Consider the following 25,264-nt stretch of genomic DNA (forward strand, 5'->3'; position numbering starts at 1 on the left):
TTTAATTGTTCGTCTTTAAGTTCATTTCTCATGATGATAAAACGCAACAGTGGCTTCAGCCATTTTAAGAATCTTATTGTGCAGTTCTTCTGGCTCGATTACCTTTATTTGGTCAGCAAACCCTAGTATATATCCTTTCGCTTCTTCTTCTGTATCAAAGGAGAGTTTTACAGGTATCCATTCTTCCTCACTTCTATTTTCAATATCAATTTGACTTACAAAACGGCTACTAAATTTTAACCTTGGAAGAATAGACCGCGTGACCTCCACCCGTACTTCGTAAGTAGGCAATTTCTCTATAAAGGCTTTTGTTGAAGAACTCCAATAATGAGCCAGATTAAAATTTTCTGGCCTTTCAAATGTCTCATGAGTAGGTGTAGCATACTGAATCCGTGAAGCACGATAATTTCTAATATCACCATTTTCTTTAGCGGCAATAAAGTACCAGAGATTTCCCTTAGCCACCAATCCAAGTGGCTGTACAATACGTTCATCCATCCTTCCATCAGCACGTTGATATAAGATCTTTAGTTTATTGTCTATCCATATAGCATTTTTCAGTACCTCGAAAGAATCTATTCTTTCTTTTTGATTTCGCCACGAACTAGTATCAATATGGATCCGATGCCATACGTCTTTAGCGTTTTCACGATAAATGGAAGGAAGTGAGGCAATTAATTTATTTCTAGCTTCTTCCGATGTACGGGTCATACCTAAATCGTCTAGCAATTGTGTGGAAGGTGAAACAAACAACGCACGTATTTCAGATCCTTTTAGACCCGTTAAATCTGTCTTATAGTCATCTAATAATGACCAACCTCCATTTTTTCCACGTTCGGCAAATACAGGAATACCTGTTCCGCTTAATGCATCCATATCCCTATAAATAGTACGTTCAGAGACTTCCAACTTCTCCGCTAATTCTTTTGCAGTCATTCGTCCATGTGATTGTAATAACAAAAGAATAGATACCAACCGATCTCCTCTCATCATAGTCACCCTCTCATTTAAAATTTATTAATTAAATATATCTAATTAAATATGACACTTGTTGTCAAGAATAAGCCTTTATAATGAATCTAACCTACTTATGAAAGGAATGAAATATATGAAACCACTATCTGGAAAGATCGCTCTTGTAACAGGAGGGAGTAGAGGAGCTGGTCGTGGAATTGCCGTAGAACTAGGAAAAGCTGGTGCGACAGTTTATGTCACGGGTCGTAGTACGAAAGGAAACTCCACCAATAATTGGCCAGGCTCAATTGATGACACGGTATCTCAAATTGAAGACTTTGGTGGTAAAGGAATTGCGGTTCGATGTGATCATACGAATGATTCAGAGACTAAAGCAGTAATCACTCAAATTCGTAGGGAACAGGGGAAATTAGATATCCTGATTAATAATGTATGGGGAGCACATGACCTTGGGGTTGATGCTAAACCATTTTGGGAGTTGCCATTGGAGAATTGGGATAAGATGTTCACTGCAGGAGTTCGTGCCCAATTAGCTACAAATCATTTTGCCATGCCGTTACTTCGTGAAAATCAAAATGCTGTCATCATTCACACGACCTTTTGGGATGACAACAAATACATTGGACAATTTTATTATGATTTAGCAAAAAATGCTTTAACTCGAATGGCTTATGGGCTATCCATAGAATTAAAACAGGATAATATTGCAGTTCTTGCAGTTTCACCTGGTTTTATGAGGACTGAGCTTGTCCTAAAGCACCATATCGTTGATGAGAAACCTTGGCAGGAAATAGAGGAATTAAAGAAATCCGAGACTCCTCATTATATTGGACGCGGAATTAAAGCTTTGATATGTGATCCAAATGTAATGGTAAAAAGCGGACATGTGTTAAGAGTCGGTGATTTAGCCCAAGAATATGGGTTTACTGATATAGATGGCAAGTTAATTCCACCGTTTAGAATGTAAAATTATTTGTTAAATAGAGCCACATGATGATATGAAGGTGGCTCTATTCTTTAACATTCGATTATCAACCTTTTATAAATACAGGATTAATACACTTCAAAATTCTGCCCAGTTTGTCTGCCAGCCACACTCTTTTTAAACGCACGGGCAACCCGTTGGACTGGGACTGGTTCAAAACCGGCAAAGAAAGTACCTAAACGATCCCAGGATTCTTGCACAATGTTCGGACTAACACTATTTATTCGAATACCTCTTGGCATTTCGATGGAGGCCGCTTTAACAAATGATTTTACTCCACCATTTGCCATCGCTGCTGATGAGCCAAGTGGAATCGGATCATCCATCATAACACCAGTAGTTAACGTGAAGCTCCCACCATCATTTACATAGTCTAGACCTAGGAGAACTAGATTTATTTGCCCTTTCAACTTACTTTCAATCCCTTTTTCATTTAGTTCTGGTGTTAGCTCTGAAACCGATGCGAAATTGGCACCACCAGAAGCATTAACAACAGCATCAACTTTCCCCACGTACTCATACATCTTTTTTATACTATCAACCGAAGTATTATCTACAGATACATCCGCACCATTTCTACCCGCTCGAATAATTTCATGTTCCCCTTCTAATTCTCTTGTAATTGCCTTTCCTATCGTTCCACTTGCACCGACGAGAAGCACCTTCACGCATAACAACCCCTTTATCTAAATTAGAAAAGATCCTTCTTTTTCATAAAAAATACCCCTATATAAAAACATATCCAGCCAATCGCTATCATATGCCATTTATTTTATCGTTAATTATTAGAAAAAGCGACCACTTGGCAGTAGTCGCTTTTCCTATTACGCTTCTGATTGTACTGTACTAGCTTTTTCAGGCTTCTTATATTTTATGAGTATTGCAATGACAAGTCCGATTGCTGATGTTATACCGGCAACAACAAAGGATACATTTACTCCATGAATCATGCCTTGAACCCCTTCAGTAGGGATTGCTGCTGAAGTCATAACGGATACAAGTAATGCTGTACCCACGGCACCAGCTATTTGTCGCATCGTATTATTCATCGCTGTTCCATGTGGTAACAAGTCATTTGGTAACAAATTCAAACCAGCTGTTGTGACTGGCATCATCACCATCGCAACCGCTAGCATTCGAAAAGCATTAACTACCGTTAAATACGTAAATGTCGTTTGCTCCGTAATAATCGTAAACATGAATGTCGTAATCGTTAAAATAGAGAAACCAATGATCGCTAACCATTTCGCCCCGAATTTATCAAACATTCGTCCTGTAATTGGGTTCATGAAGCCCATTACAAGTGCCCCTGGCAACAACATTAATCCTGATTCAAACGCAGTAAATCCGAGCATATTTTGCATTAATAATGGTAGTACAACTGCCCCACCGATCATTGCGATAAATACTACCATACCAAGAGCCGTTGTTAAGGTGAATACTGGATATTTAAATATTCTAAACTCTAAAATAGGTTGTTCTAGCTTCAATTGTCTTAGTATAAACCAAGTAAGGGCGATCAAACCTACAACCAAGGAGATAATTACATGTCCACTAGCCCATCCACTACTTCCTGCTGTACTGAAGGCATATAAAATGCCACCGAATCCTAAAGTAGATAAGATAATAGACAGAATATCGACCTTTGGAAAGGTTTGTTTTGTTACATTTTTAAGAATAAAATAAGCAATAACAATATCAGCTACAACAATTGGAAAAATCACATAGAATAAACTTCTCCAAGGAAAATGTTCCACGAGATACCCTGATAAAGTTGGACCTATGGCTGGAGCAAATGAAATGATTAATCCGAACATCCCCATTGCTTGCCCACGTTTTTCAATTGGAAAAATCAAAAACATAATTGTTTGCATAAGCGGCATGAGTATACCTGCACCAGATGCTTGAAGTACTCTCCCCATGAGTAGGAAGGAAAAGTTAGGAGATACCGCTGCAACTAGTGTTCCTAATGCAAATAAACTCATTGCAGTAAGAAATAATCCTCTCGTTGTAAATCTCCCAATTAAAAAAGCAGTAACTGGTATCATAATTCCATTTACTAGCATGAAGATTGACTGTAACCATTGGGCCGTATTTTCATTTAATTGTAAGTCTTCCATAATATGTGGCAAGGCAGTTGCTAACAATGTTTGGTTTAAAATAGCAACAAAGGCCCCTGAAAGTAGCACAATCATCAATGGCACTTTATTTATCGTAGTTGGATCCCCTGTTTGTGCAGGAGTCTGACTTCTAACCATATTCTTCCTTCTTTCGTAAATTTCTGTTAGTATATTGATACCACAACACGTATTTTTTATGAACGTTCATTGATATAAACAACAATAGTGTATTTTATCATATGGGAACTTAATCGAAAAGAAATTGATTTCTGTACGCGGAATAAGGAGTTGTTCGCATGTGTTTAATTAATTTTCAATTTCATGAGCATCCACAATATAAATTAATTGTCGCTGCAAACCGCGATGAATTTTTCAAACGGCCCACCGCGCAAGCTCATTTTTGGGAGGATGTACCTAATGTACTTGCTGGCCGTGATTTATTACAAATGGGGACATGGCTTGGAATAACCAAACAGGGGAGATTTGCTGCATTAACAAATTTTCGAGACCCAGCACATATGGGAACTGGTAAGAAATCACGTGGTGACATAGTTAGAAGGTATTTAGCAGGACATGCCGAACCACAGAATTTTCTTCAATCCATCCAAAAAGAAAAAGAAGAATATTTTGGATTTAATGTTATATTAGGAAATCCCGATCAATTGTACTACTATAATAATATTCAAAATGAAATAAGCGAAATAAATAAAGGGGAGACCCACGGATTAAGTAATCATTTCTTGAATACGCCGTGGCCAAAGGTGGTAAAAGGGAGAAAGAACTTGTATCACTATGTAATGGAGACACCGAAAATTGATGTTGATCAACTCTTCCAAATTTTATTAGATGCTGAAGAAGCACCAGACGAGGAGCTTCCTAACACTGGAATTGGTGCAGAACTTGAACGGAAACTATCCTCACTTTTCATCCATTTACCTGATTATGGCACACGATCCTCAACAGTATTACTCATTGACCACAACAACCAAGTAACCTTTGTCGAGCGTACGTATCATGATGGGAAGTATGTTGGAGAAAAAGAATATACATTTATGATAGGATAGTTTTATACATGAGCATAAGGAATGCTCCTTGAAATTGCATCGCACGCAGGAAAAGCGTTTTTTCTTTTCCAAGGAACGGAAAATCAAGCCAACGAAGAAATTCGATGCGTCATTTTTACCGGACTTTTTGTCAACCTCTATTAGCATATTTGTCATAACCCAAAACTCGTGACTCCTTTCCACCGTTTTCCTACACGCTCTCACATAGATTGCATCTCCATCATATCCCACGTCGTAATAATTCCTAATAATTGTTCGGTGGGATCTCCATTTTCTGTAATGAGCAAGGCATCTATCCGGTTCCCCTTCTCCATTTGATCCTTAAATATCCCGACTGCTTCATAAACAGTTGTATTTCTACTGATGAAATTATAATTAGTATCCTTTTGATACGGGAGAATTTCTTCGATGACAGTTTCTGCACCAGATGCAAATTTATTATCTGCAAGCCACTTTGTAATAGCACTTTCGGTGAATAGACCTTTAAATTCACGATCATGGTACACAGGAAATTTTGAAAATCCGTTCTCGTGAACAGCTTCAAGAACATGTGATAATGAATCATTGCTTTGAAACGAAACGACCTTCCTTGAAAACATTGGAATAACAACTTTTGGTTGGGTAATCTCCTTTTCTATTTTGGCGATGTGTTCGACGACCGAGTCATGTGGTTCAGCTATAGCGTGCATGGTGTCTGTTTTATCATGAACAATAGCGTTTCGAAGTTCAGCGTATTGTAAAAGATCATCACTATATTGACGAACGATTGGATTGTATTTTGTAAGGATCTTTACAGCTTTGGCAAAACCTATTCCTTTACTATTATCCATTTCTTGCCGTAATGCTTTTTCAATTCTATTAAAGGCAGCTAAAAATTCCTCTGAATTCTTGTACATAATCGTTACTCCTCTTGAAAAAAATAGAGACTCAAAGTGACGGTTCACTTGAGGCTCTGTTGCTTATTTTTGGGTGATTTTAATCTTCCGCTAGTAGTTCTAAAAGTAGATCTGGGCGGTCAGTGATGATTCCATCTGCACCAAGTTCTAATAACTCGTCCATCATTTCTTTGTCATTAATTGTCCAATAATGGACATCTAAGCCAATTCTATCTGCTCCATGAAGTAATTTCCGATCCATTAAATCAAAGTTATCCTCTTGTGTTGGTATTTGTACTGCTTCAACGGATGGCCAATATAAACCATTTAATAGGAATTTATGAAAAGCCACATACTTCGTTACTTCCTTACGACCACCACTAACTAATGCTTCTCCATTAGTTATATCTAACACCATGTCAATAATTTCTTGATCAAAGGACGCGATTAGAACGTTTTCCTCCAGACCATATTGTTGAATCGTATCCCATAGTTTTTCACCAATTGGGCGGTATAATTCTGGATCATTGGAATCTTTTATTTCAATATTCCACCGCATGTCTGGTATTGCTTCAAAAATTTCTTCAACTGTTGGAATATACACTCCTTGATCGTGATAACTATTCTCCCCATTAAGATCCTTAAAATACGTTGCAGCATCTAAGGATTGTACTTCTTCCAATGTCATGTCATTCACTCTACCTTCACCATTTGTCGTGCGGTCAACGGTAGGGTCATGAATAGCGACAAGATGTCCGTCCTTTGTCATATGTACATCAAATTCAATCACATCAACACCTAGCTCCTTTGCATTACGAAAAGCTTCTAATGTGCTAGATGGAGCTAAATGCTCGCCTCCTTGATGTGCGATGACGAGTGGTCGATCATTTTCAAAATAGGAATGCTCCGCAATATTAGGAACTGGGAAAAAATAAATGACAGCCCAAATAAGGACCAAGACACCAATCGTTCTACCTACATATCGTAATGCTGATTTCTTTTTCTTGTTAGTAGTTGATGGGTTCCATTCTGCTTTACTATCCAACAATAACAACTCCTCATATCCCACTTAAAAACATGTTTGATGACGGGAGCTTGTCCCATCACCATCAAGAAATTTTAGTTCCATTTTCTACATGTTCATCTGGCCTTAATAGAACAACATCCCCTTCTTCTGGTACCCCACCAATGACGAGTACTTCAGATTTAAAACCAGCAACTCGCATTGGTGGAAAATTAACCACTCCCACTACTTGACGTCCGATTAATTGTTCCGGTTCATACCGTTTGGTAATTTGCGCGGAAGACTGTTTTACACCAAGTTCCTCCCCAAAATCAACCTCCAACTTAATCGCAGGTTTACGAGCTTCTGGAAAAGGCTTAGCCGATACAACCGTACCAACCCGCAAATCCAACTTCATAAAATCATCAATCGTCACCATAAACTAACCCTCCATCTAATTGTCGAATCTTGTCAGTGACAGGCACCTGTCGAAATATGTCGGTGCCTGTCACCTATTTTCTGAAATATTCGTATGTTGTAATTAATATTATACACCTATTGAATCTTTTTTAAAAAGAGGGTATAGCTGATTGCTAGTATTTCACCGCCATAACAGAATGATTTTTATTTAGGCTAGGGTTTCTAGATTTATATCAATGAAATAAGTTACCTTTTTTCGCTCCTTCTTTAATAAATGCCGCTACCCAGTAGGCTAACGCTCCAACAGTTTCACCTGGATTATAAGCCCCTATAGTTGGAAAGGACGAACTTCCAACAACGAATAGATTGTCTACCTCATGTGTTTGGCAATATCGATTTACAACGGATTCACTAGGATCATCACCCATTCTAGTCGTTCCACCTGCATGACTATTAAGTACCCATGGATCTCCAAGTTCCCCACCCCATATTTGAAGTGCTCCAGCTTTTTCATATATCTCATAAGCTCGCTGACGTAAAAAAGCAAGTTGTTTGGAAGTTTGTGGATGCCAGTCAAAGGTTACTCTAGGTACCGGCAATCCAAAACTATCCTTTACCTTAGGATCTAAATCAATATGTTTTTCATCTTGAGGAGGTTCGGTAAGATAAATACGAGAATTATAATGATGTGTATAGGCTTGCTTTATAAAATCCTTATATTCTTCACCCCAGTTTGGTATGCCCTCAGGAGTTGGCGCACCAGTGAACTCTATTGGTTGACCTGCTAGACCATTTTGATCCGCTCCTGTAATATTCCCACCCATTACAAAATCTTCTCCATACTCTTCTGGAGAAAAGTTATCATCAGCAAATTGATTAACCGCCCACCTTGGGGTCGGTCCAAGATAAGCATTCATCGGCTCATCGAATAATCCAATCAATTGGGTAATGTCACGCATATGAAAATAACGACCTACTTGGTCACCATTATTGGCTATTCCATTGGGAAATTGAGCTGATTTTGATAAGAGCATGAGATGAGTAGATTCTAAGTAATTCGCTGCAATGATCACAATCCGTCCTGTTATAGTGTGTACCTTTTTATTTTTATCGAAATATTTTACTCCTTCAGCATGTCCGTGTTGATCTACCGTAACTTCAAATGCACGGCTATGAAAACGAATCTCTAAATTTGGATTCTGTCTAGCTTTGCGTATTTCCGTAAGTCCTACATCCCCCTTTGCTTCCACTGTGCACCCATAGCTTTGACAAAAACCACAATAACCGCATGCACTGCGACCATCATAATCAACAGAATTAATTGCTCCCGGTACAGGAAACGGATCGTAACCCTTCGCTTTCGCTGCTTCCACAAAATGACGAGTGGCATAGATTGGTATAGTTGGGGGCATAGGATATGGCTTTTTGCGTGGGGGATTAAATGGATCTTTTGTATGATCGCCACTTACTCCTACTCTCTCTTCAAACTTTTGATAAAAGGGCTCCAAATCGTCATAAGAAATTGGCCAATCAATGATTGCTCCATTTTCCACTTGCCCAAAAACACTTTTGGCTTTAAAAGTAGCAGGTTGGAACCTCCAAGATTGTGCCCCCCAATGGAGGTGATCTCCACCAGGTCCCCAGCCATTCCATCCCGTAATAACTCTTTCCGTAGATTTACGATCGTCAGACCTCCATGTAAAGCGCGGTTCGTCCTGTGGACCCCATAAAACTTTATTACGAATGGGAAACTTTAATTCATCCATGGCGTATTCGTCAGAACTAATGTCTGGTCCTCGTTCTAATGAAATGACGTGAAGTCCAGCATCCGTAAGTTCTCTTGCTAAAATACCTCCTGCACAACCACAGCCTACAATAACAACATCCGCATCATATTGTTTTGTCATTGTTTCTCCTAACCTTTCCTCTTAAACTAACAATATCTTCTGTAACCCACCCCCGAGTAGTGTGATCGAGTGGATGAAACCTAGCTCCTGGATAGTCTATTAACTTCCAACCGAACATGTTTTGATTCCCACCATATAATGGGTCTGCAAACATTCCCTGCATGGTATGTTCCCTTAGTAACTCAAAGAATTCTGTACCCTCAACACCTTGAAGAATATGTATTCTATTCTTTGGGGAAAGATTTACAAACGTTTTTCCAAATTTTGATCTCGCTAATTTATCGAGTTGTTCAACCCCATCTTTATACGTTTGTCGATCCTGTTGATGGACAGTACGTAGTGAAATTAAAATAAATCTCGTAACGCCTGCATCCTTTGCACCAGGGAAGATGGTATCAACTGCCTCACGTAGAGTCCGAAGAAAATTGCTCTTAACTTTCATATTTGTAGCAGCAGTTACCCGCTTTTGATTCCGCTCTTCCCATTCCTTTTGTGTGTAACAAATTTGTGCTCTACCATCCAAAGGACGGGACCGAATATATGCTTCCCTTAATTTCTTCTGGGACATACTGAACCTCCTTCAACAAAAATATTGCCTTCTATCCATACTATTTTTGGGGGGCTTTTCCATATTACATATAATTACTTAATAAACGTGATTCGCTAATACGTATCAAATCACACAAAAAAGCACAGTGAATCCAAATCTGATTTACTGTGCTTCCTTTGTAATAGTTTTAGTGTCTAGACTTTTAACAAAACATATAGAAGATGATTTTTTCTAGTACATCCCAAACCAATAACCAATCGCTGCTCCAATATAGTTTCCTATTATATACCCAAGCGTTCCAACAATTAGAATTGGTGCTACTAGTTTGCTCCATCCTTTCGATATGGCCATCGCCGCTGCTGTCGTAGGTCCACCTATGTTAGCATTACTTGCGAGAATTACTTCTTCTAAATTAAACTTAAAAACTTTCCCTAATACGAATGAAATGATCATATTCAACGCGACCATGATAAATACAAGTACAAGTAAAAGTGGTGCATTTTGCAAGATTATTGGTAGTGACGCAGGAACACCAATAACTACAAAGAATATGTAAATTAAGTATGTACCAATTTCATGTGAACCTTTAATGCTTTCGAAATACCGCGAAAACATCGTTACAGCTAGCAACGTGATTGTTGTTAGCATTAAATAATTATCTCCTAAAATACCATGAAGAGCATGTAAAAAAAACGGGGCATCTTCGCCTGATGGAATAATACGCGCAAAAAACGCTGCAAGTTTAAAAGAAATAGCTACAAGTACAAACGCCGTACCGACTGCTAGTCCAATATCTTTCAAGGAAATTTCTTTTCCGTTCCAATAAGACGCTGCTAAATTTTCGCTTCCGTGATCACTCATCGATTCTACTTCATCAATATGTGGAGTTTTGAATTTCTTTCTGAAAAAGTTTAATGTTGGGATTAGAATTAAAACGAGAAAATAAAGTGCCATCATCAGGTTATCGGCTACCACTGCAGAAGAAACCAATTCCCCTGGTGTTTCAAACCGAGCAGAGAGTGCTGCTAAATTTACACTTCCGCCTATATATGAACCCGTCATCATAGCGGTTACTTTATCTAAACCAGGGATAAGATCTTTCAATAAAAAGAATCCTACAATCGAACCGACTACTGTTCCAATTGCACTGATAAGAAACATTAACAGCAGCCTTCCACTTTCATTCCATATTTTTAATATACTCGATTGAAATAATAAAAGTGGAATAGCCAACGGCACAACATAGCTCCATACGGTGTCATACACAGGAGAATCTGTTGGTATTACATTAAAATTAGCTAATAACATGGCTCCAACTAAAGCAATAATTGCCCCGGAAATTTTAGAAGCCCATTCATATTTCTGCTCCAAATAAATACTAACAGCCGCCCACCAAGCTAAAAACGCCCAAAGAACCCAAGTATCATCAGACTGAATAATTGCATATAACATAGTTCCTACTCCCTTTTACCGGTGCCTGTCACCTGTCGAATTTTGTCGGTGCCAGGCACCCTAATCTTCATTTAGTCTTTTTTCCATTTTAGTAAGTATTTCTGGGTCTTTTTTTGTAAATGTGTCGTACCAATCACGTATATCATGATCAAAATCCATCAATATAAAGTTAAGTTTAACCAAATTGTTACGATAGACATTGATTTCTTCCTTACTTACTTCACCTTGTTCTAAACCACTTTGTTGAATTTCATAAACTTTTCTTAGTAACCTTCCAATTTTTGAGATGTCATTCCTTAATCTTAAAAATTCTATTTCCTTAGAGCGAATTTGCGAATTTAAATTTTCTATAAGTTTTGTACCATACTCTGATTCTAGTGCTTCCTCCAGGTTGACTTTTAACATTTGCCTAACTGAGGAACGCGTTTCTCTTACCAACTGCTCATACCTATGACCGATTTCCATTTTATATCTCTTTGTATCTTCATAAAGATTAGAGCTAGTAAGAACTAAAAATATAATTAAAATACTTATTATGCCTAAAAAACTAAACCTTTTCATTTTCTCCTCCTGTATTCATAAGATTTAATAATTTGGTATAGAGTCTTACTCATTTAATTTTTTAGTTATAGAATTAATTGCTTCCATCACATATTGAATATTTTCTATATTGTTCATGTTATTTCTGGCATGAAGTAACACAGGTCTTACCGATTCAACGGAACGTCCAAATTCATACATCCATTCATAACGTGGAACCATCCATGTATGGAAATGGTGAGTTGTGTCTTCATTATAAAAATAATAAACATATTCAATTCCTAAAACTTCTCTTTGAGCCTGTCTTATCTTGGACATAATCTTTATATAATCTATTTTTTCATCATCAGTTAATTCATCTAAGCAAGTAACATGACGTTTAGACGCTATGATAATTAGCCCTTTAATTGGGTAGGCAACATCTTGATGTGCGTGAAAATATTCCGATTCAAATACTACGCCTCCGTCTGGTTCAATCAATCCACTCGTTAAAGCACAGCTTAGGCATTCTACCTCTACTTCTTTTCCATTTGATAACGTTATGTTTCTCACAATCTGCCCCCTTCAATTAAACACTTTTTCAATCAACAATCCAAAAGAAACATTACTTTATTAAACTAGGAATACATGAAAGTACAAAAACTTATTTCAAGACATTCCAATCTCTATAAGTCTCGACATCAATACCTAGCTTCTTAGTTCTAATCCATTCAAATGCTTTTAGAACCAATGGAGATGCATTGTCCAAAGATACTTCTTTCTCTGATACCCACAGAGCACCAACCGAGTCTTGACCATCAAATTGTTCTGGATCGCTTAACTCACCACCAATGTTCCTAACAGCATAATAAACTGCAATATGATGCAAGTAACTAAATCCCCTCCATTCCCAAGGTAGTTTAAAATCGATGATTCCAATGTTTTCTTTGATTTCAATTTCATAACCCGTTTCCTCAAAAAATTCCCTTTTCATTGCCTGGGATAGTGATTCTTCTTCTTCTAAACTTCCACCGGGAAGATCATAACGTTTAGTATAAGGACCTCCATTTTTATTTATTACTAAAAGTTACTCCTTACCATCAAGTGTTTCTCTAAAGATCGTTTCAACATACATTTTCTCATCCTCTAATGTAATTAGAACATCCTTCATATTATCATTTAAAAACTTTAACCATTCATCAACTAAATCTGATTTACCTTCTTTTACTTTAAACCTAGTTAATTCGATATACATACACTTCCAATCCCCCTTTAAACAAGTGCCTTACCCACAATAATCAAACCGAGAATTATTAGCAATGCGCTATATGAACAATGCTTTGTATAACTGAGTCAACTTCCTTATCGTTATTAATGACAAATAAATGGTCTGCTTCCCCCTCCACCGGATCTATGACATCTTCTTTTACAGAATCAGCTTGTTGGCGAAAAAGCACTTGCTCAAAATTAGATGCCCTTCTAAAAATATTGGTACTACGCCCACTTTGAGTAACTCGAGCTTGAAGAACTTGATCTGGTATATCAAAATGGACAAGGATCCGAAAAAATTTTTCACTAGGAAACAGATGCTCAAGTAGATACAATCGATCTTTTTGACTTCTATTGGAGTTACAAATTATGAGATGAAAATTAGTATTTTCGATGGCATAATCGACTATGAGCTGAGAAATACCATGTTTAAGCGTATTAGGACCTTGTTTAGGTTGTAGCTTATTGTAATAACTGTTAATGAATGCAGCGTGGTTATCTTGATCCATTACTAATGAGTTGTTCAACTCTTGTTCTAAAGCATGAGCGAATGTCGTCTTTCCGCTATGAGTTTTACCAACAGTAATGATTACTAATCGTTTCATGACTGCAGCTCCTTTCTTAAGGAAAGCATACCCTATGTTCTAAATCTTCTTATTTGATAAAAAAGTTAAAATGACAACCAGTATAATAAAATAGGTAATACTTCAATCCCAGAAAAAATACTTCATAAAGTTATGCACTTCCTAATTGAAGGCAACCTCCTTTTACTGTGATCTTACAGGAGAAATAAGTTGAAGTTGCGATTCGTTCCCAATAGGAAGAATCAGGATTGGTCTAATCGAACCATTAAAGTGTAAACTAACCTCATCTTCTTTTATAACTTTTAAGGCATCCATCATAAAATTACCATCAAGCGTGATACGGATCTCCTCATTTCCAGTTATATTCTTTATGTACTGCATTTCTTCAATTTGTCCCATTTCTGATGATTTGGAGGAAATATTAATTTTCGATTTGTCGTTTATTTGAAAAGTTATATTATTATTTCTTTCACTGCCAAATAAACTAGCTCTATCAATACCTTTTAATAATTGCTTAGTGTCCAGGGTAACAATTGTTTTTGAATCATTAGGAATTAGTCCTGAAGTATTTGGATAACTACCTTCAATTAGTCTTGTATAGACAGAAATAGTATGTGATTTAAACAACATATTGGTTTCTGTAGCATATAGATTAATTACCGATTCATGACTAAATAACTTTAGGATTTCGGTCAACGCTGTACTTGGTACGATAAAAGAGCCTTCTACATTTGATTTCACTTTATATTTTTTTAAGGCTAATCGTTGCGAATTTGTTGCGACACAAGTAAGTAAATCTTTTTGGAATGTAAAATTTACTCCAGTAAGTACTGGTCTTGTTTCATTTTTAGATGCAGCAAAAACAGTTTGCTTAATTATTTCAAGTAAATCGCCACTTGTTATTCGGATGTTATTACGTAAATCAATCTCCGGTAAAGATGGGTACTCTTCGGCCATAAGACCATTTAGTTTAGAAATTACTTCCCCTGATTTTATAGTTACTGTTTGATTTTCATTAACCTTCAGGTCGATGTCTTCTGGTAACTTTTTGATTATTTCACCTAGATACTTTGCTGAAATTACCACACTTCCCGTTTGGTAAACTTCAAACATATTTATTCCATTACTTACTTTGGGAATAGTTCTTTCTATGAAAATATCAGAATTACTACCTATGAGTGTCAAACTATCATCTTTTGCTACTATTTTGATTCCTGTTAATATTGGTAGTGAAGTTCTAGACGAAACTACTTTACTTACATCTAATATTGCCTTATGGAAATGGTCCTTATTTATTTTTAACTCCATTAAAAAATCCCTCTCATATTTAATTTGATCAGTTGAATAAGTTCTTTTCGCTTATACAAAATTACTGTCTGTTTAGTTTAATAACTCCTATATTAATACTAACATAATATTCCAACAATATATTATGTTTTACGACAAAAACAAAAGCGCAAGCGCCCTTACAGGCTAAAAACGCCACATCCTGTGGCAACGCCTGTACTAGCACGTCCTGTGCGTCGTAGCGACGTACGAACTGGACTGAGCCGTAGGAGATAAAGGAAACACTGCGACCGAAGGAATTTAGGATGTTCGACTATGTCGAACTGTTATCGTACGGAGGTGAGGGAAGTTGCGCTAGTCGCTGGGAGCTGGACGTGGCTGCTCCTGCCAAGAAATATCCATTGGTATCAAATTTTATAATTTCCTGTCAATAAAAAAACGATCAAATTGATGATCGCCTCACGTAACCCTTACTGATATTAGCTTAATAGTTTTTTCACTCTTTCTTTGACTTCATACGGTAAAGGTTGTTTTAGTGCTGCCTCTAAAAATCTCGGGTATGTAACACCTACATCCATTAAATAATTTTCAATAAGAATTGCTTTTTCTTGCTTGCCAGGAATCAACCAATACAAGATATACCAATCCTCCAGTGAACACAAAGGAATTTCCACTCCATTGATAGTTTTATGGGCAACAACCGATTCCTCATTAAACGATAATTTATACATCCCTTCATTATGTTGAATTGCAAACCCACCCATTAAATCTATATCAACACTATCAATACTATATTTAGAGAAATAAACTGTTTTAAAGGGATCAGAATGTATTGCTTCTTTCGTTTTTCCAATTTGGGATAATATACTATTAAACGGATCCACATTCTTTTCATCCACCAAAATATCTATGTCATTTGGTTTATCGATTAATTTATGAAAACTTAAGAGAAGTGAGCCACCTACTCCCCAAGAAATATTCATTTTATTTACTTTTTCTCCGATAATAGATAAAGTTTCTAACACGATTCATTCTCCTGTCATTTTTTCTTTTTGTTTGTATATTCATTGATATATTTAGTTATCGACCACATTAAATTTTAATCAAAACTTTCCCTTTATAATTTCGGCTTTCAATTAATTGATGAGCTAGTACAGCATCTTTTAAATGAAATATACGTGCGATAGGAATAGAAACTTTGTTTGAAACAAATAGTTCCAAGACTTCATTTACTACAGGTGCTAATCGTGCTGGATCATGCGTTCTGGTTGTTCCTAAGCTAAAACCTTTTATATTCCTACAACTACTATGAACGTCACTTGTTTTAAATGTACCAGCCTTACCACTACTATTGCCAAATTGCACTAGTGTACCATATAATGCTAAACACTCTATACTTCTACTAGTTATTTCACCAGCAACAGAGTCAAAAATAACATTAGCACCTTGATTATTTGTCTGCTTTAAAACTTCCTCTGTAAATGTTTCATAGGTGCACACTATATCAACACCTAATTTTTTCACATAGTCTTCTTTATCTAAATTCCCTACGGTTCCGATAATTTTTTGAACACCTATTAATTTTGCTAATTGTACTAGCATAGAACCCACACCACCAGCTGCACTATGTATAACTATGGTATCATTTTTATCCACCTGTCCAATTTCATGTATTAGAATATAAGATAAGATAGATACGGTTGGTATCGTTGCAGCCTGTTCAAATAGAAGACTATCAGGGATTTTAAATACTAATTGCTCATTGGCTACTACATACTCTGCATATGATCCGTTCTTCGGAAAAGCTATCACCCGATCTCCTTTTGAAAAGCTTGAATTACTAGGAGCCTCTTCAATTGTACCCGCAACATCTAGTCCAATCATTAAAGGGAAATTTCCTTCTCCTTTATTTCCTAATCGTTTTTTAATATCAGCATAGTTTACACTTGTATATGATGATTTTATTAAGACCTCATTATTGCCTATTTTAGGTATCTGAATATCTTCGTAGGAAAGTACATTCGCATCACCAAATTCATTTAGGATCACAGCCTTCATTTCCGATTCCCCCTCAATGCTCATAATTAGATAATTTTAAAAATGTAATTTCATTAGTTTACAAATGCTTCACAATTGAATGAACCTACCTTTAGCTTAAAAACCCTACACCTTAATAATAGCATAATATTCCAAAAACATTTGAAGCTTATAAAAACGGATTCAGTTTGATGACCACACAGTTTTCTACTAACTTTTATACGAAACTACTTTCTCCTAAAATCCACTTTTACTTTCTTGGTATTGTTACTCCTTCTAATTCTCCTAAGATTAAAGCTAACCTATCTTCAATGACTTCTCTATCTCCCCTTTGCTGTATTATTTTGTTGTTTAACTTATCTTGATTTAATACTTCATAATGGTCATAAGCTTCTTGTAACATCCATAAAGTATATTCATCCGTTAGTCTCTTAACTTGAATTTTATATTCGTCGCCATTAATATCATAGAAGTAGCCCTTAATGTATCCTTCAGCTATATCGTTTAGGATACTACTCTTTTCATGATAAGCATTTTTTCTATATCTTGGAGCAGTTGAGAAAGAAGGTAAAAGAAATTTATAGCAAAAAACAAAATATGCAGCGTATTTTAAATCAAAATCTATCTTAGGAAATGGGTCAATTATGGAAATCTCATTAAATTCTAATATGATATTTTCTGGGGTTATGTCTTGGTTTACTAATGAGACTCTTTGAATCTGTTTTCTTCTATTATCAATCAAATTTTTTATTTTCTCAGTTACTTTCTCCTTGTTAAAATTTAATTTAGAATGATTCAATATATCTAACATGTTTAAGTAATGATTGTTATCATCTTCCCAAATTTCATTAATTAATTGATGGTTACTTCCTTGTAAATACTCCCCATTCCAATGTAAATGACCGAAACCATCCATGACAGTTTTTTTACTATGTATTTTATTAAAGAAAAAACCTAGCTTTTTTCCATAAGCAGTTGCTTCATTCATCTTTAGTAATGATATGTCTTGCCCATTTCCCATAAACGTTTCAACTGTGAAAACTAATTCGTCCTCTATAAAATATTGATAATATACGGGGCATATATTTAAGTCAATCTCATTGGCATGCTGGTAATAGGCTCTAGTAGACTCATATTCGGAAATTAATTCATTTGTATCAAAACATTGTATTTCACCATAAGCTTTCTTTTTTTTGATTCTTATAACGAGGTCTTCTTCAAATAATCTCTCCAACTTGTAAACCTTATGCCAAGCACCTTCCCCTATTTTTGTTGCATTTTCTGTCAAAACATTTTCAAATTGGAGTCTCTTCAGTGCTGTTTTCAAGGTAACATCCATAAAATTATCTCCTTATTCATGTACTCTTTTATTGCTTCTAACTTTAAACATCTAACCTGAAATTTAAAGTTTCAATTAATAAATAATTTCTTTCTCTTCCTTCGAAAAGTAATTTTTCCTTATTGCACGTACATTCACAACATAGTTAATATTTCTATTATAAATCACTATTTCATAATAAAATAAAAGTAGAAGAACTGAAAGGGGATTTGAATATGATTGAATCTAAGATGTTGCTAACTATTACTGAGGTGATAAAGCCTATATAAAAAAGGAGAAAAAATATGGAATTGCAAACACAAAGACTAAGGATCGTTCCTTGCACAGAAGAGTTATTATCAATTATTTTAACAACAGAAGAATATAAAATTGGTCCCCATATAACTATGTACTTAGAAGCACTTAAAGATGATTCTTCTCTTCTAGGTTGGGGTGTATGGTTTGTTCTAGATAAAGAATATAACACTATTATTGGTGATATCGGATTTAAAGGAAAACCAAACTCAGAAAACATCGTTGAAATAGGATATGGAATGGTGCCATCCGTACGGAGTAAAGGCTATGCAACTGAAGCAGTAAAGAAAATAATAGAATGGGCTTTTTCATTTGAAAATGTAAATATAGTAGTTGCTGAATGTCGAGATGATAATGTTCCATCAATTAGAGTGTTAGAAAAGTTGCAAATGAAAAAAATAGGTTCAGAAAATAATCTGTTGAAATGGCAATTGGAAAAGTAATTTGTATTACTAATTAAAAAACTACAAAGACGTGCAAATATAGCACGTCTTTCCCCTTTTGGATGAGATTATAATGGACTGACAATTACCCAAGTCAGTCCATTACATTTCTTCAAACAATCCATATTTACGTTGAAACCGTGTCAATATCTTTATCCACGAAGCGCTAAATAGTAGAAGGAAGAACACATTAGATAATGCGTGTGCCAAGTCAAAGTAAAAACTCGTACTATTATAAAGTAAAATAGTCTTCCAGTTTACCTCTTGGATAACTCCAATTACAATCCATAGATTCATAAACCATCCAAAGAGAAATCCAACGGTGAAACCATATACAGTTTTACCCACATTGCTTTTCATCACCCATGTATGTCGTAGTAGACCTGCACATAGTCCAACCATTCCCCAAGCATACATTTGCCAAGGAGTCCATGGTCCTTGACCTAAAAATAAATTAGATACAATTGCTGCTGTCACCCCGATCACAAATCCACTTTGCGGGCCAAGCACTACCGCTGAAACGATCACGACAAATGTAGTTGGCTGGACACTTGGTAATGCGGCAAAAGGAACACGACTAACCGCAGCAATAGCTCCTAATATCGCTAACATAATCAATTCTCTACTCGTAATCGATTGCCTTGTAAAGCGAATCATCCATGGTAAAAAAGAAGCAACCATAATTAAAATACTCAGTAACAAGTAGTATTTTAGATTAAACAATGGCAGGCCGACTAATACAAATAATATGACGGATGCGGTGCATATTAATATCCACTTTGAACTGGTGATAACGGCACCGCCTCCTCTAAAGTAACCGGTGGTAGAGCTTGAATATCACGCATAATTCGGTTCATAGCTGTTGTATAATATGTATTTCCTCTGAAAAATTGTTTCGTTGGCTCTGTTACCGTAATGTTTCCCTGAAATATCATGCTACATCTCGTCGTATAGCTTGCTGCAAATTCAATATCATGGGTAACCATCAGAATCGTTAAACCATCCGCAACTAGCCCTTGCATCAATGTACCGAATTCCTTTTTGAAATCAGGATCCATTCCTTTTGTAGGTTCATCGACCAATAGTAAGGATGGTTTACTCAATAAGATACCGACTAATGCTGCCTTCTGTAGCTCCCCGCCACTTAGATCATACGGGTGCCTATCTAGTAGATCATTCAGCTGAAATTTCTCAACAAGGTAAGTAATTTCTTTCTCTTTCTTCTGATAGGTAAGGGCAATCTGTTGGTATTCCTTTCGTACGGTATCTTGCACAAAAAAGATTTTAGGATTTTGTGGCAAGTACCCTATTTGTGTGGAATCTATTTTTCTCACTTTTTTCCCGTTATATGTTATTGAACCATGTTGTGGCTTGATCATACCACCGAAAATATTCAATAACGTCGTTTTCCCTGTTCCGTTAGCACCAACAAGCGCCATCCACTCGCCCCGATTGATCGAAAAGGATAAATTGTATAATACTGGCGCTTCATGCTTAGAATACTGATAATCAATCCCCTTCAATTCCACAAGCGGTTCTTTATAAGGCAAAGTCTCATCTTGTCCTTGTGAAAATGCAATGTTTTGCGTTGACAACCACTGCTTCGTTGCCTTCACAGATAGCGGAATTTTTTCCTGTTGAAAATCGTTACTAATATCCAAATACAGTAAGGCAGTACTTGGTAAATAATGACGCATATTCGCGTGCATCCGATATATGGCTTCCTTTGGATCTGAATCGACAACGATTTTTCCTTCGTCTAATACTATAACCCGGTTTGCAATGGCGAATAATTCCTCCAAACGATGCTCCACCATGATGACCGTAATGCCAAATTCTTCATTTAGCCGTTTGAGTGAATAAATAAATTCCTTTGCAGCAATAGGGTCTAACTGTGCGGTAGGTTCATCGAGTAATAGGATAGTAGGTTCTAATAATAATACCGAGGCTAAGTTAATTAATTGCTTCTGTCCGCCAGATAGTTTGTCAGTCTTTTTACCAACTAAATCACTCAAGCCAAAAAAATGAACCATTTCCGCTAACTTCTTTCGCATTTGTTCCGTTGTGAATCCCATATTTTCCATCCCAAAAAGGAGCTCATCCAGAACAAGCTCCATGACAATTTGATTCTCTGGATCTTGAAAAACCATCCCTATTTCCTGCGTTACCTTCAATCGATCATACTCATTTATTGGTGCACCGTTATACAAAATGGAACCATTAAGCTTTCCATGAGGTGCTACATCTTCTTTAAGCAAACGCAGTAAAGTGGACTTTCCACTTCCTGATGGTCCACAAACTAATAGAAAATCACCTTTCTCAACAGAAAATTCAACACCGTCCAACACCTTATGTTGGGATCCTGCATAATTAAACGTTATATTTTTTGCTGATAGAATTTCCATTTGAGAACTTCCTTTCCTTCTACAAAAATAGGAATGCCAATAAGGACGCACCAAATCAAATAGTAAAACCATTCTCTACCGCTTAACCATATAGACTCTAATATTGGTAGCATGGATAAAACACCGTCCCCAAGCCACCATCCAAATAAAATCAAACCAAATAAAAACGTCATCACTTGAAGTACAACCCAATCAAGTTTTTTCATCGTGTATGCTTGATACTTACTCCTTTTCCCTAGCCCATACCCTCTTGCTGACATTGAATCAGCAGTTTGGATAGACTCTTCTAGTGAAAAGGTAAGTAAAATTTGGATAAGCAGCATCCCATTTTTTGCTCGTTGCTTCAACGTACCTTGTTTAATGGACAGTCCCTTCACTTGCTGTACCTGCTCGATCTCGGTTAATCTTTTTCGTAACAACGGTACAAATCGCATGGATATTAAGATAAGCATCGCCCATCGTGGGAACCATTTGGAAAATAAAAAGAGAAATTTATCAGCTGTCATGACCAAATTAAATGTGAGAAACATTGCTAGTATGCTGACCAAAGTTAATGCTATCATGATGCCTTGAATCACAGCCTCCAGCATGACTTGATTTCCAAACAAATAAAATAAAATATGGTTTCCTCGTCGATTGAATAATGGAGTTAGAAGTAAGATGAACAAGCTCATCAACAATAGCATTTTTCTCCAACGTTTCAGCTGTACACCACTGTCTAGCATAACGTTCATGCTAATTATCAAACAGAAAGCCGTTACGAGAAAAAAAGGATGCTGATACAACATGAGACTCGTAATCACGTAACAATAGAAAATGAGCAATACCAATGGATGAAAAGATCGTATTCCTCTAATCATCAATCAAAACCGTCTTCCAAATAATTTGTTGTATAGATCCATTTGATCGTTTGACCTGGTTCAATCGGATAGATCCCCGTACTTCGATCGATCAGAACACCATCAACTCGAATTAACCAACCACTTAAAGGACCTTCATCAAATTCATATAAATTATCGATCCCTTCCACATAAGCTGTTGCATCCGAACCACGAACACTCAGCTGGATTCCTTTTTCCTTTGTAATTCTACGAGTGACGTCTAATACTGTATCACCTTCATAGACGGAAACCTCTGTAGATGACAGGATGACACCTCGTACATCCCCAGTAGTAATAGAGAAGGTTACTGTTTCCTTCGGTTTTTGTACTTCCTCTTTTGGTTCTTCTTTCGTTTCTGATCCTTTTTCTTCTACAGGTTTATCTTCAAGATCAGAGTTATTTTTTTTCTTAGATTCCTGCTTACTTGATGTATTATTACGATCTTCCTTTGTACTCTTAGAATTGTTTTCTTTTGCTGACTGAGCCGTTGATTCATCTTTATTCGTTTCTGTTATATCTTCACTACGTACCGATAACTCTTGTTCTGCCTGCTCTTCTTTTTCCTCCTCAACTTCTTGATGTTCTTTTTCACCAACAGCCAGCTGGTGGTGGTTAACAACTTCTACACGCTTTGTCGCATGATCTGAAACATTTGTTTGGGAAACAACTTCATCCTTTGCACAACCGGTTGTAATTATCGTGAACAGTGTGATAAGTATAATGAAAAAAAAGCGTCTCATCTCGAGCTCTCCTTTCCAAGATGAGGAGATCCCCCATTGCTGATGGGGGAATCCTTCACCAAATTAAGCTTTCGTTCTACGATTTAGCCATAAAACAGTACTCCCTAACAGTAATAACATGAATCCAAACAGCAAGAAATTCATTGTGTTGGTAGCTGTATGAGGAAGTTTTTTGCCAACGGTTTCCTCCTTGCCTGTTTCTTCCTGGTTTTTCTCTGATTCTTGTTTATCTGAACTAGATTCCTCATTATTTTCTTCCTTACCTGTACCATCATCGGTTTCTTTTTCATTATCTGAGCTTCCCTTTTCAACATCATTACCAGTTTCATCTTCAGTATCAGTCGCGTCTTCCGTATCTTCTTCGTCTAGAGATGGTGTAAATTGATAGACCGTTTTTCCGTCTCCGAGAACAAACTTTTGATAAGCAAGGAATGCAAGAAACGCTTGTTGTGTAGACATACCCATTGAATAATCATCATCAATAATATGACTAAATCCCCCATCACTCTGCTTAAACTTCAATAAATGCTGTACGAGATTTCCACCATCTTTCGTGAATGCATCGCTTGTAGGGTCAATGCCAATGGAGGATAAACCAGTTATCACTTGGGATACTGATTCACTAGAATCCCCACCATTGAAAACTTCAAAGTATCCACCTGTTTCATCCTGTTCTGTCGATAAGTAGGTAACTGCTCGTTCAATCGCTGCTGAAACTGCTGGACGATCTTGATAAGGAGCTAGTGCTGTTAACACCATTCCTGTAATATCCGCAGTTGGTCTGTCACCAAATAGTGCCCATCCACCAACGTCATACTCTTTATCCATGATTAAATCGATAAATAGATTTCTAACTTCATCGGAAACTTGATAGTCGCCACTGTCAATCGCTAATAAACCATAGATTGCCATATTAATAGATGGATTTTCAAAACTTCTGTGCTGTACAAGTTTATCCACTAAATTGTATCCAGCAACATCAGTCGCGTCTGTCCCAGCAGCAGATAATCCAATAATTACTTTTTCTAAATCAAATACGTTACGGAATTCCCCTTCTAGTTCTTTCACTCGGTGTTCTACGCTTGCCACATAGGACGATGGTATTCCTTGATCGGTATGAGCTATTCCCCAAATCCACCATTCATTACCATATTCCATAGCAATATTGTTATTCGCAATATACGTAGTGATTTCACTAATGTTATCTTGAATGATTTTATTCGTTATTTCCGGTAAAACATTATCAGTTGTTTCTTCTTTTTCATCTTCCGTTGAACCGTCTCCAGTATCTTCATATGATTGGATAGTCAACTGTACATGTTCTTCAGGCTGAACCTGATGTGCAACAATACTCGCCATTAATGGCTCTTCATTGACTGCTACTTGCCAATAATCATTTGTCTCTAGTTCCGTATTTCCGATATTTTGTATAAATGTAAAATATTCATTATCTACTGCGATTTCTAATGTTTTGTCATTGGTTATCGCAGCTTGATACAAGGCATCGTATGCACTCGCACCTTCCATTAGGGTTACCTCTGTTTCGCCTATAATAGTGCTTCCATCTTCAGCAATTGCTGATACTGTAACAGGAACAGAAGGAGTAAAATTATCAGTTAACGTGAACAAGATGTGTTCACCATTTTCAACCTCATATCCAGAAGCACCAACATCCGGGCCATGCCCATACACATTAAAAGACCACCAAAGTGAATCCGTTTGAACGGCATCTCCAATTCCTGTGATCATGTTACCAAAATCAAATTCATCATACGTAATCTCTACATTATGCTCTTCTCCAGCTTGAATCAGAACATCGAACGCGGTATCTCCCTCTTCGATTTGCATTGCAGTTAATGGAAGAACGGTTTCTCCATCTTCATCAAGTGCTATGATTGTAACCGCATTTTCTAACGTTGCTGCATAACTAGTTTGTGGTTGTAAAAAGACTAGATTACTAACTACTAAAAGAACGGTAAATAATACTGCAAGTTGCTTTTTTATAATTTTTTGCATCGCTTCATCATCCTCCGGTTTAATTTCATTAAAAAAAGCACCCCTTATATAGGGATGCATGAACGGTTATATGATTAGCGACGCTATGTATAGGTAAAC

The 25,264-nt window shown here is 36.6% G+C and carries 25 protein-coding genes and 1 pseudogene; 3 read left to right on the forward strand and 23 right to left on the reverse strand.

The genetic code is table 11. The features are described 5' to 3' along the window. Positions 1-21: 21 nt before the first annotated feature. Complete coding sequence (locus tag ACFSTA_RS01175) at positions 22-990, reverse strand: helix-turn-helix transcriptional regulator (protein WP_377554945.1); 969 nt, start codon at positions 988-990, stop codon at positions 22-24. A 118-nt stretch (positions 991-1,108) separates the two neighbouring features. On the opposite strand from ACFSTA_RS01175, the gene ACFSTA_RS01180 reads away from it, so the two are divergent. After that, on the forward strand, positions 1,109-1,942 hold the full coding sequence (locus ACFSTA_RS01180; RefSeq protein WP_377554625.1) for an SDR family NAD(P)-dependent oxidoreductase: 834 nt from the start codon (positions 1,109-1,111) through the stop codon (positions 1,940-1,942). A gap of 86 nt (positions 1,943-2,028) precedes the next feature. Here the strand turns inward: ACFSTA_RS01180 and ACFSTA_RS01185 are convergent, their stop codons facing one another. Both ACFSTA_RS01185 and ACFSTA_RS01190 read right to left on the reverse strand, forming a co-directional pair. After that, positions 2,029-2,628: a short chain dehydrogenase gene (locus ACFSTA_RS01185; protein WP_377554627.1), complete on the reverse strand. Its 600-nt coding sequence runs from the start codon at positions 2,626-2,628 to the stop codon at positions 2,029-2,031. 156 nt (positions 2,629-2,784) lie between these two features. After that, complete coding sequence (locus ACFSTA_RS01190; RefSeq protein ID WP_377554629.1) at positions 2,785-4,218, reverse strand: MDR family MFS transporter; 1,434 nt, start codon at positions 4,216-4,218, stop codon at positions 2,785-2,787. A gap of 158 nt (positions 4,219-4,376) precedes the next feature. Between ACFSTA_RS01190 and ACFSTA_RS01195 the strand changes: the two genes are divergently transcribed. Then, on the forward strand, positions 4,377-5,144 hold the full coding sequence (locus ACFSTA_RS01195) for an NRDE family protein (protein WP_377554631.1): 768 nt from the start codon (positions 4,377-4,379) through the stop codon (positions 5,142-5,144). 200 nt (positions 5,145-5,344) lie between these two features. On the opposite strand, the gene ACFSTA_RS01200 is transcribed toward ACFSTA_RS01195, so the two are convergent. The 15 genes and pseudogenes from ACFSTA_RS01200 to ACFSTA_RS01270 form a co-directional block, all read right to left on the reverse strand. Next, the gene (locus tag ACFSTA_RS01200; RefSeq protein WP_377554633.1) at positions 5,345-6,040 is read right to left on the reverse strand and encodes a CBS domain-containing protein; all 696 of its coding nucleotides are present in this window, start codon (positions 6,038-6,040) and stop codon (positions 5,345-5,347) included. Positions 6,041-6,119: 79 nt separating this feature from the next. Beyond that, a complete protein-coding gene (locus tag ACFSTA_RS01205) occupies positions 6,120-7,064 on the reverse strand; it encodes a glycerophosphodiester phosphodiesterase (RefSeq protein ID WP_377554634.1) in 945 nt (314 codons plus the stop codon). Between the two features lie 64 nt (positions 7,065-7,128). After that, positions 7,129-7,461, reverse strand: a complete 333-nt coding sequence (gene csaA, locus ACFSTA_RS01210; RefSeq protein WP_377554636.1) for a chaperone CsaA — start codon at positions 7,459-7,461, stop codon at positions 7,129-7,131. Between the two features lie 214 nt (positions 7,462-7,675). After that, positions 7,676-9,349 (reverse strand): GMC family oxidoreductase, encoded by a 1,674-nt coding sequence (locus tag ACFSTA_RS01215; protein WP_377554638.1) that lies wholly within the window; start codon positions 9,347-9,349, stop codon positions 7,676-7,678. Further along, positions 9,333-9,917 carry a gluconate 2-dehydrogenase subunit 3 family protein gene (locus tag ACFSTA_RS01220; protein WP_377554639.1) on the reverse strand — a complete coding sequence of 195 codons (585 nt, stop codon included), beginning with the start codon at positions 9,915-9,917 and terminating at the stop codon, positions 9,333-9,335. Before ACFSTA_RS01220 ends, ACFSTA_RS01215 begins: the two co-directional genes overlap by 17 nt. Before the next feature lie 213 nt (positions 9,918-10,130). Then, positions 10,131-11,351, reverse strand: a complete 1,221-nt coding sequence (locus ACFSTA_RS01225) for a DUF819 family protein (RefSeq protein ID WP_377554641.1) — start codon at positions 11,349-11,351, stop codon at positions 10,131-10,133. Positions 11,352-11,411: 60 nt separating this feature from the next. Beyond that, positions 11,412-11,912, reverse strand: coding sequence for a hypothetical protein (locus tag ACFSTA_RS01230; protein WP_377554643.1), 501 nt, complete (start codon positions 11,910-11,912; stop codon positions 11,412-11,414). Between the two features lie 45 nt (positions 11,913-11,957). After that, positions 11,958-12,443 carry an HIT family protein gene (locus tag ACFSTA_RS01235; RefSeq protein WP_417629419.1) on the reverse strand — a complete coding sequence of 162 codons (486 nt, stop codon included), beginning with the start codon at positions 12,441-12,443 and terminating at the stop codon, positions 11,958-11,960. Between the two features lie 91 nt (positions 12,444-12,534). Next, positions 12,535-12,948, reverse strand: coding sequence for an NUDIX hydrolase (locus tag ACFSTA_RS01240; RefSeq protein WP_377554947.1), 414 nt, complete (start codon positions 12,946-12,948; stop codon positions 12,535-12,537). 12 nt (positions 12,949-12,960) lie between these two features. After that, positions 12,961-13,125 (reverse strand): annotated as a pseudogene (locus tag ACFSTA_RS01245) (DUF6176 family protein); the annotation flags it as partial. Between the two features lie 58 nt (positions 13,126-13,183). Then, a complete protein-coding gene (locus ACFSTA_RS01250) occupies positions 13,184-13,744 on the reverse strand; it encodes an AAA family ATPase (protein WP_377554645.1) in 561 nt (186 codons plus the stop codon). Positions 13,745-13,906: 162 nt separating this feature from the next. Further along, positions 13,907-15,031 (reverse strand): DNA polymerase III subunit beta, encoded by a 1,125-nt coding sequence (dnaN, locus tag ACFSTA_RS01255; RefSeq protein ID WP_377554646.1) that lies wholly within the window; start codon positions 15,029-15,031, stop codon positions 13,907-13,909. 458 nt (positions 15,032-15,489) lie between these two features. After that, a complete protein-coding gene (locus ACFSTA_RS01260) occupies positions 15,490-16,035 on the reverse strand; it encodes a nucleotidyltransferase domain-containing protein (RefSeq protein WP_377554648.1) in 546 nt (181 codons plus the stop codon). Between the two features lie 67 nt (positions 16,036-16,102). After that, positions 16,103-17,068 (reverse strand): quinone oxidoreductase family protein, encoded by a 966-nt coding sequence (locus ACFSTA_RS01265; protein ID WP_377554650.1) that lies wholly within the window; start codon positions 17,066-17,068, stop codon positions 16,103-16,105. Between the two features lie 229 nt (positions 17,069-17,297). Further along, positions 17,298-18,386 carry a hypothetical protein gene (locus ACFSTA_RS01270; protein ID WP_377554652.1) on the reverse strand — a complete coding sequence of 363 codons (1,089 nt, stop codon included), beginning with the start codon at positions 18,384-18,386 and terminating at the stop codon, positions 17,298-17,300. A gap of 284 nt (positions 18,387-18,670) precedes the next feature. Between ACFSTA_RS01270 and ACFSTA_RS01275 the strand changes: the two genes are divergently transcribed. Then, a complete protein-coding gene (locus tag ACFSTA_RS01275; RefSeq protein ID WP_377554654.1) occupies positions 18,671-19,123 on the forward strand; it encodes a GNAT family N-acetyltransferase in 453 nt (150 codons plus the stop codon). Between the two features lie 102 nt (positions 19,124-19,225). Here ACFSTA_RS01275 and ACFSTA_RS01280 read toward each other — a convergent pair whose 3' ends face one another. From ACFSTA_RS01280 to ACFSTA_RS01300, 5 genes are all read right to left on the reverse strand, one after another. After that, a complete protein-coding gene (locus ACFSTA_RS01280; protein ID WP_377554948.1) occupies positions 19,226-19,915 on the reverse strand; it encodes an ECF transporter S component in 690 nt (229 codons plus the stop codon). Then, positions 19,891-21,528, reverse strand: a complete 1,638-nt coding sequence (locus tag ACFSTA_RS01285; RefSeq protein WP_377554656.1) for an ABC transporter ATP-binding protein — start codon at positions 21,526-21,528, stop codon at positions 19,891-19,893. Before ACFSTA_RS01285 ends, ACFSTA_RS01280 begins: the two co-directional genes overlap by 25 nt. Continuing rightward, positions 21,501-22,388, reverse strand: a complete 888-nt coding sequence (locus tag ACFSTA_RS01290) for an energy-coupling factor transporter transmembrane component T (protein ID WP_377554658.1) — start codon at positions 22,386-22,388, stop codon at positions 21,501-21,503. The genes ACFSTA_RS01285 and ACFSTA_RS01290 overlap by 28 nt, the downstream gene beginning before the upstream one ends. Next, complete coding sequence (locus ACFSTA_RS01295) at positions 22,388-23,149, reverse strand: DUF4430 domain-containing protein (protein WP_377554660.1); 762 nt, start codon at positions 23,147-23,149, stop codon at positions 22,388-22,390. The genes ACFSTA_RS01290 and ACFSTA_RS01295 overlap by 1 nt, the downstream gene beginning before the upstream one ends. Positions 23,150-23,212: 63 nt before the next feature. After that, positions 23,213-25,165: a DUF4430 domain-containing protein gene (locus ACFSTA_RS01300; protein WP_377554662.1), complete on the reverse strand. Its 1,953-nt coding sequence runs from the start codon at positions 25,163-25,165 to the stop codon at positions 23,213-23,215. Between the last annotated feature and the right edge of the window lie 99 nt (positions 25,166-25,264).

The organism is Ornithinibacillus salinisoli, assembly GCF_042684965.1.
Taxonomy (GTDB): Bacteria; Bacillota; Bacilli; order Bacillales; family Amphibacillaceae; genus Ornithinibacillus; species Ornithinibacillus salinisoli.

Excerpts from the sequence above, each read along its gene's own strand:
- ACFSTA_RS01215 (WP_377554638.1), bottom strand. The coding sequence starts at position 9,349 with ATGACAAAACAATATGATGCGGATGTTGTTATTGTAGGCTGTGGTTGT.
- ACFSTA_RS01200 (WP_377554633.1), bottom strand. The coding sequence starts at position 6,040 with ATGTACAAGAATTCAGAGGAATTTTTAGCTGCCTTTAATAGAATTGAA.
- ACFSTA_RS01300 (WP_377554662.1), bottom strand. The coding sequence starts at position 25,165 with ATGCAAAAAATTATAAAAAAGCAACTTGCAGTATTATTTACCGTTCTT.
- ACFSTA_RS01190 (WP_377554629.1), bottom strand. The coding sequence starts at position 4,218 with ATGGTTAGAAGTCAGACTCCTGCACAAACAGGGGATCCAACTACGATA.
- ACFSTA_RS01285 (WP_377554656.1), bottom strand. The coding sequence starts at position 21,528 with ATGGAAATTCTATCAGCAAAAAATATAACGTTTAATTATGCAGGATCC.
- ACFSTA_RS01275 (WP_377554654.1), top strand. The coding sequence starts at position 18,671 with ATGGAATTGCAAACACAAAGACTAAGGATCGTTCCTTGCACAGAAGAG.
- ACFSTA_RS01195 (WP_377554631.1), top strand. The coding sequence starts at position 4,377 with ATGTGTTTAATTAATTTTCAATTTCATGAGCATCCACAATATAAATTA.
- csaA (WP_377554636.1), bottom strand. The coding sequence starts at position 7,461 with ATGGTGACGATTGATGATTTTATGAAGTTGGATTTGCGGGTTGGTACG.
- dnaN (WP_377554646.1), bottom strand. The coding sequence starts at position 15,031 with ATGGAGTTAAAAATAAATAAGGACCATTTCCATAAGGCAATATTAGAT.
- ACFSTA_RS01295 (WP_377554660.1), bottom strand. The coding sequence starts at position 23,149 with ATGAGACGCTTTTTTTTCATTATACTTATCACACTGTTCACGATAATT.
- ACFSTA_RS01265 (WP_377554650.1), bottom strand. The coding sequence starts at position 17,068 with ATGAAGGCTGTGATCCTAAATGAATTTGGTGATGCGAATGTACTTTCC.
- ACFSTA_RS01180 (WP_377554625.1), top strand. The coding sequence starts at position 1,109 with ATGAAACCACTATCTGGAAAGATCGCTCTTGTAACAGGAGGGAGTAGA.
- ACFSTA_RS01175 (WP_377554945.1), bottom strand. The coding sequence starts at position 990 with ATGAGAGGAGATCGGTTGGTATCTATTCTTTTGTTATTACAATCACAT.
- ACFSTA_RS01290 (WP_377554658.1), bottom strand. The coding sequence starts at position 22,388 with ATGATTAGAGGAATACGATCTTTTCATCCATTGGTATTGCTCATTTTC.
- ACFSTA_RS01250 (WP_377554645.1), bottom strand. The coding sequence starts at position 13,744 with ATGAAACGATTAGTAATCATTACTGTTGGTAAAACTCATAGCGGAAAG.
- ACFSTA_RS01220 (WP_377554639.1), bottom strand. The coding sequence starts at position 9,917 with ATGTCCCAGAAGAAATTAAGGGAAGCATATATTCGGTCCCGTCCTTTG.
- ACFSTA_RS01230 (WP_377554643.1), bottom strand. The coding sequence starts at position 11,912 with ATGAAAAGGTTTAGTTTTTTAGGCATAATAAGTATTTTAATTATATTT.
- ACFSTA_RS01225 (WP_377554641.1), bottom strand. The coding sequence starts at position 11,351 with ATGTTATATGCAATTATTCAGTCTGATGATACTTGGGTTCTTTGGGCG.
- ACFSTA_RS01270 (WP_377554652.1), bottom strand. The coding sequence starts at position 18,386 with ATGGATGTTACCTTGAAAACAGCACTGAAGAGACTCCAATTTGAAAAT.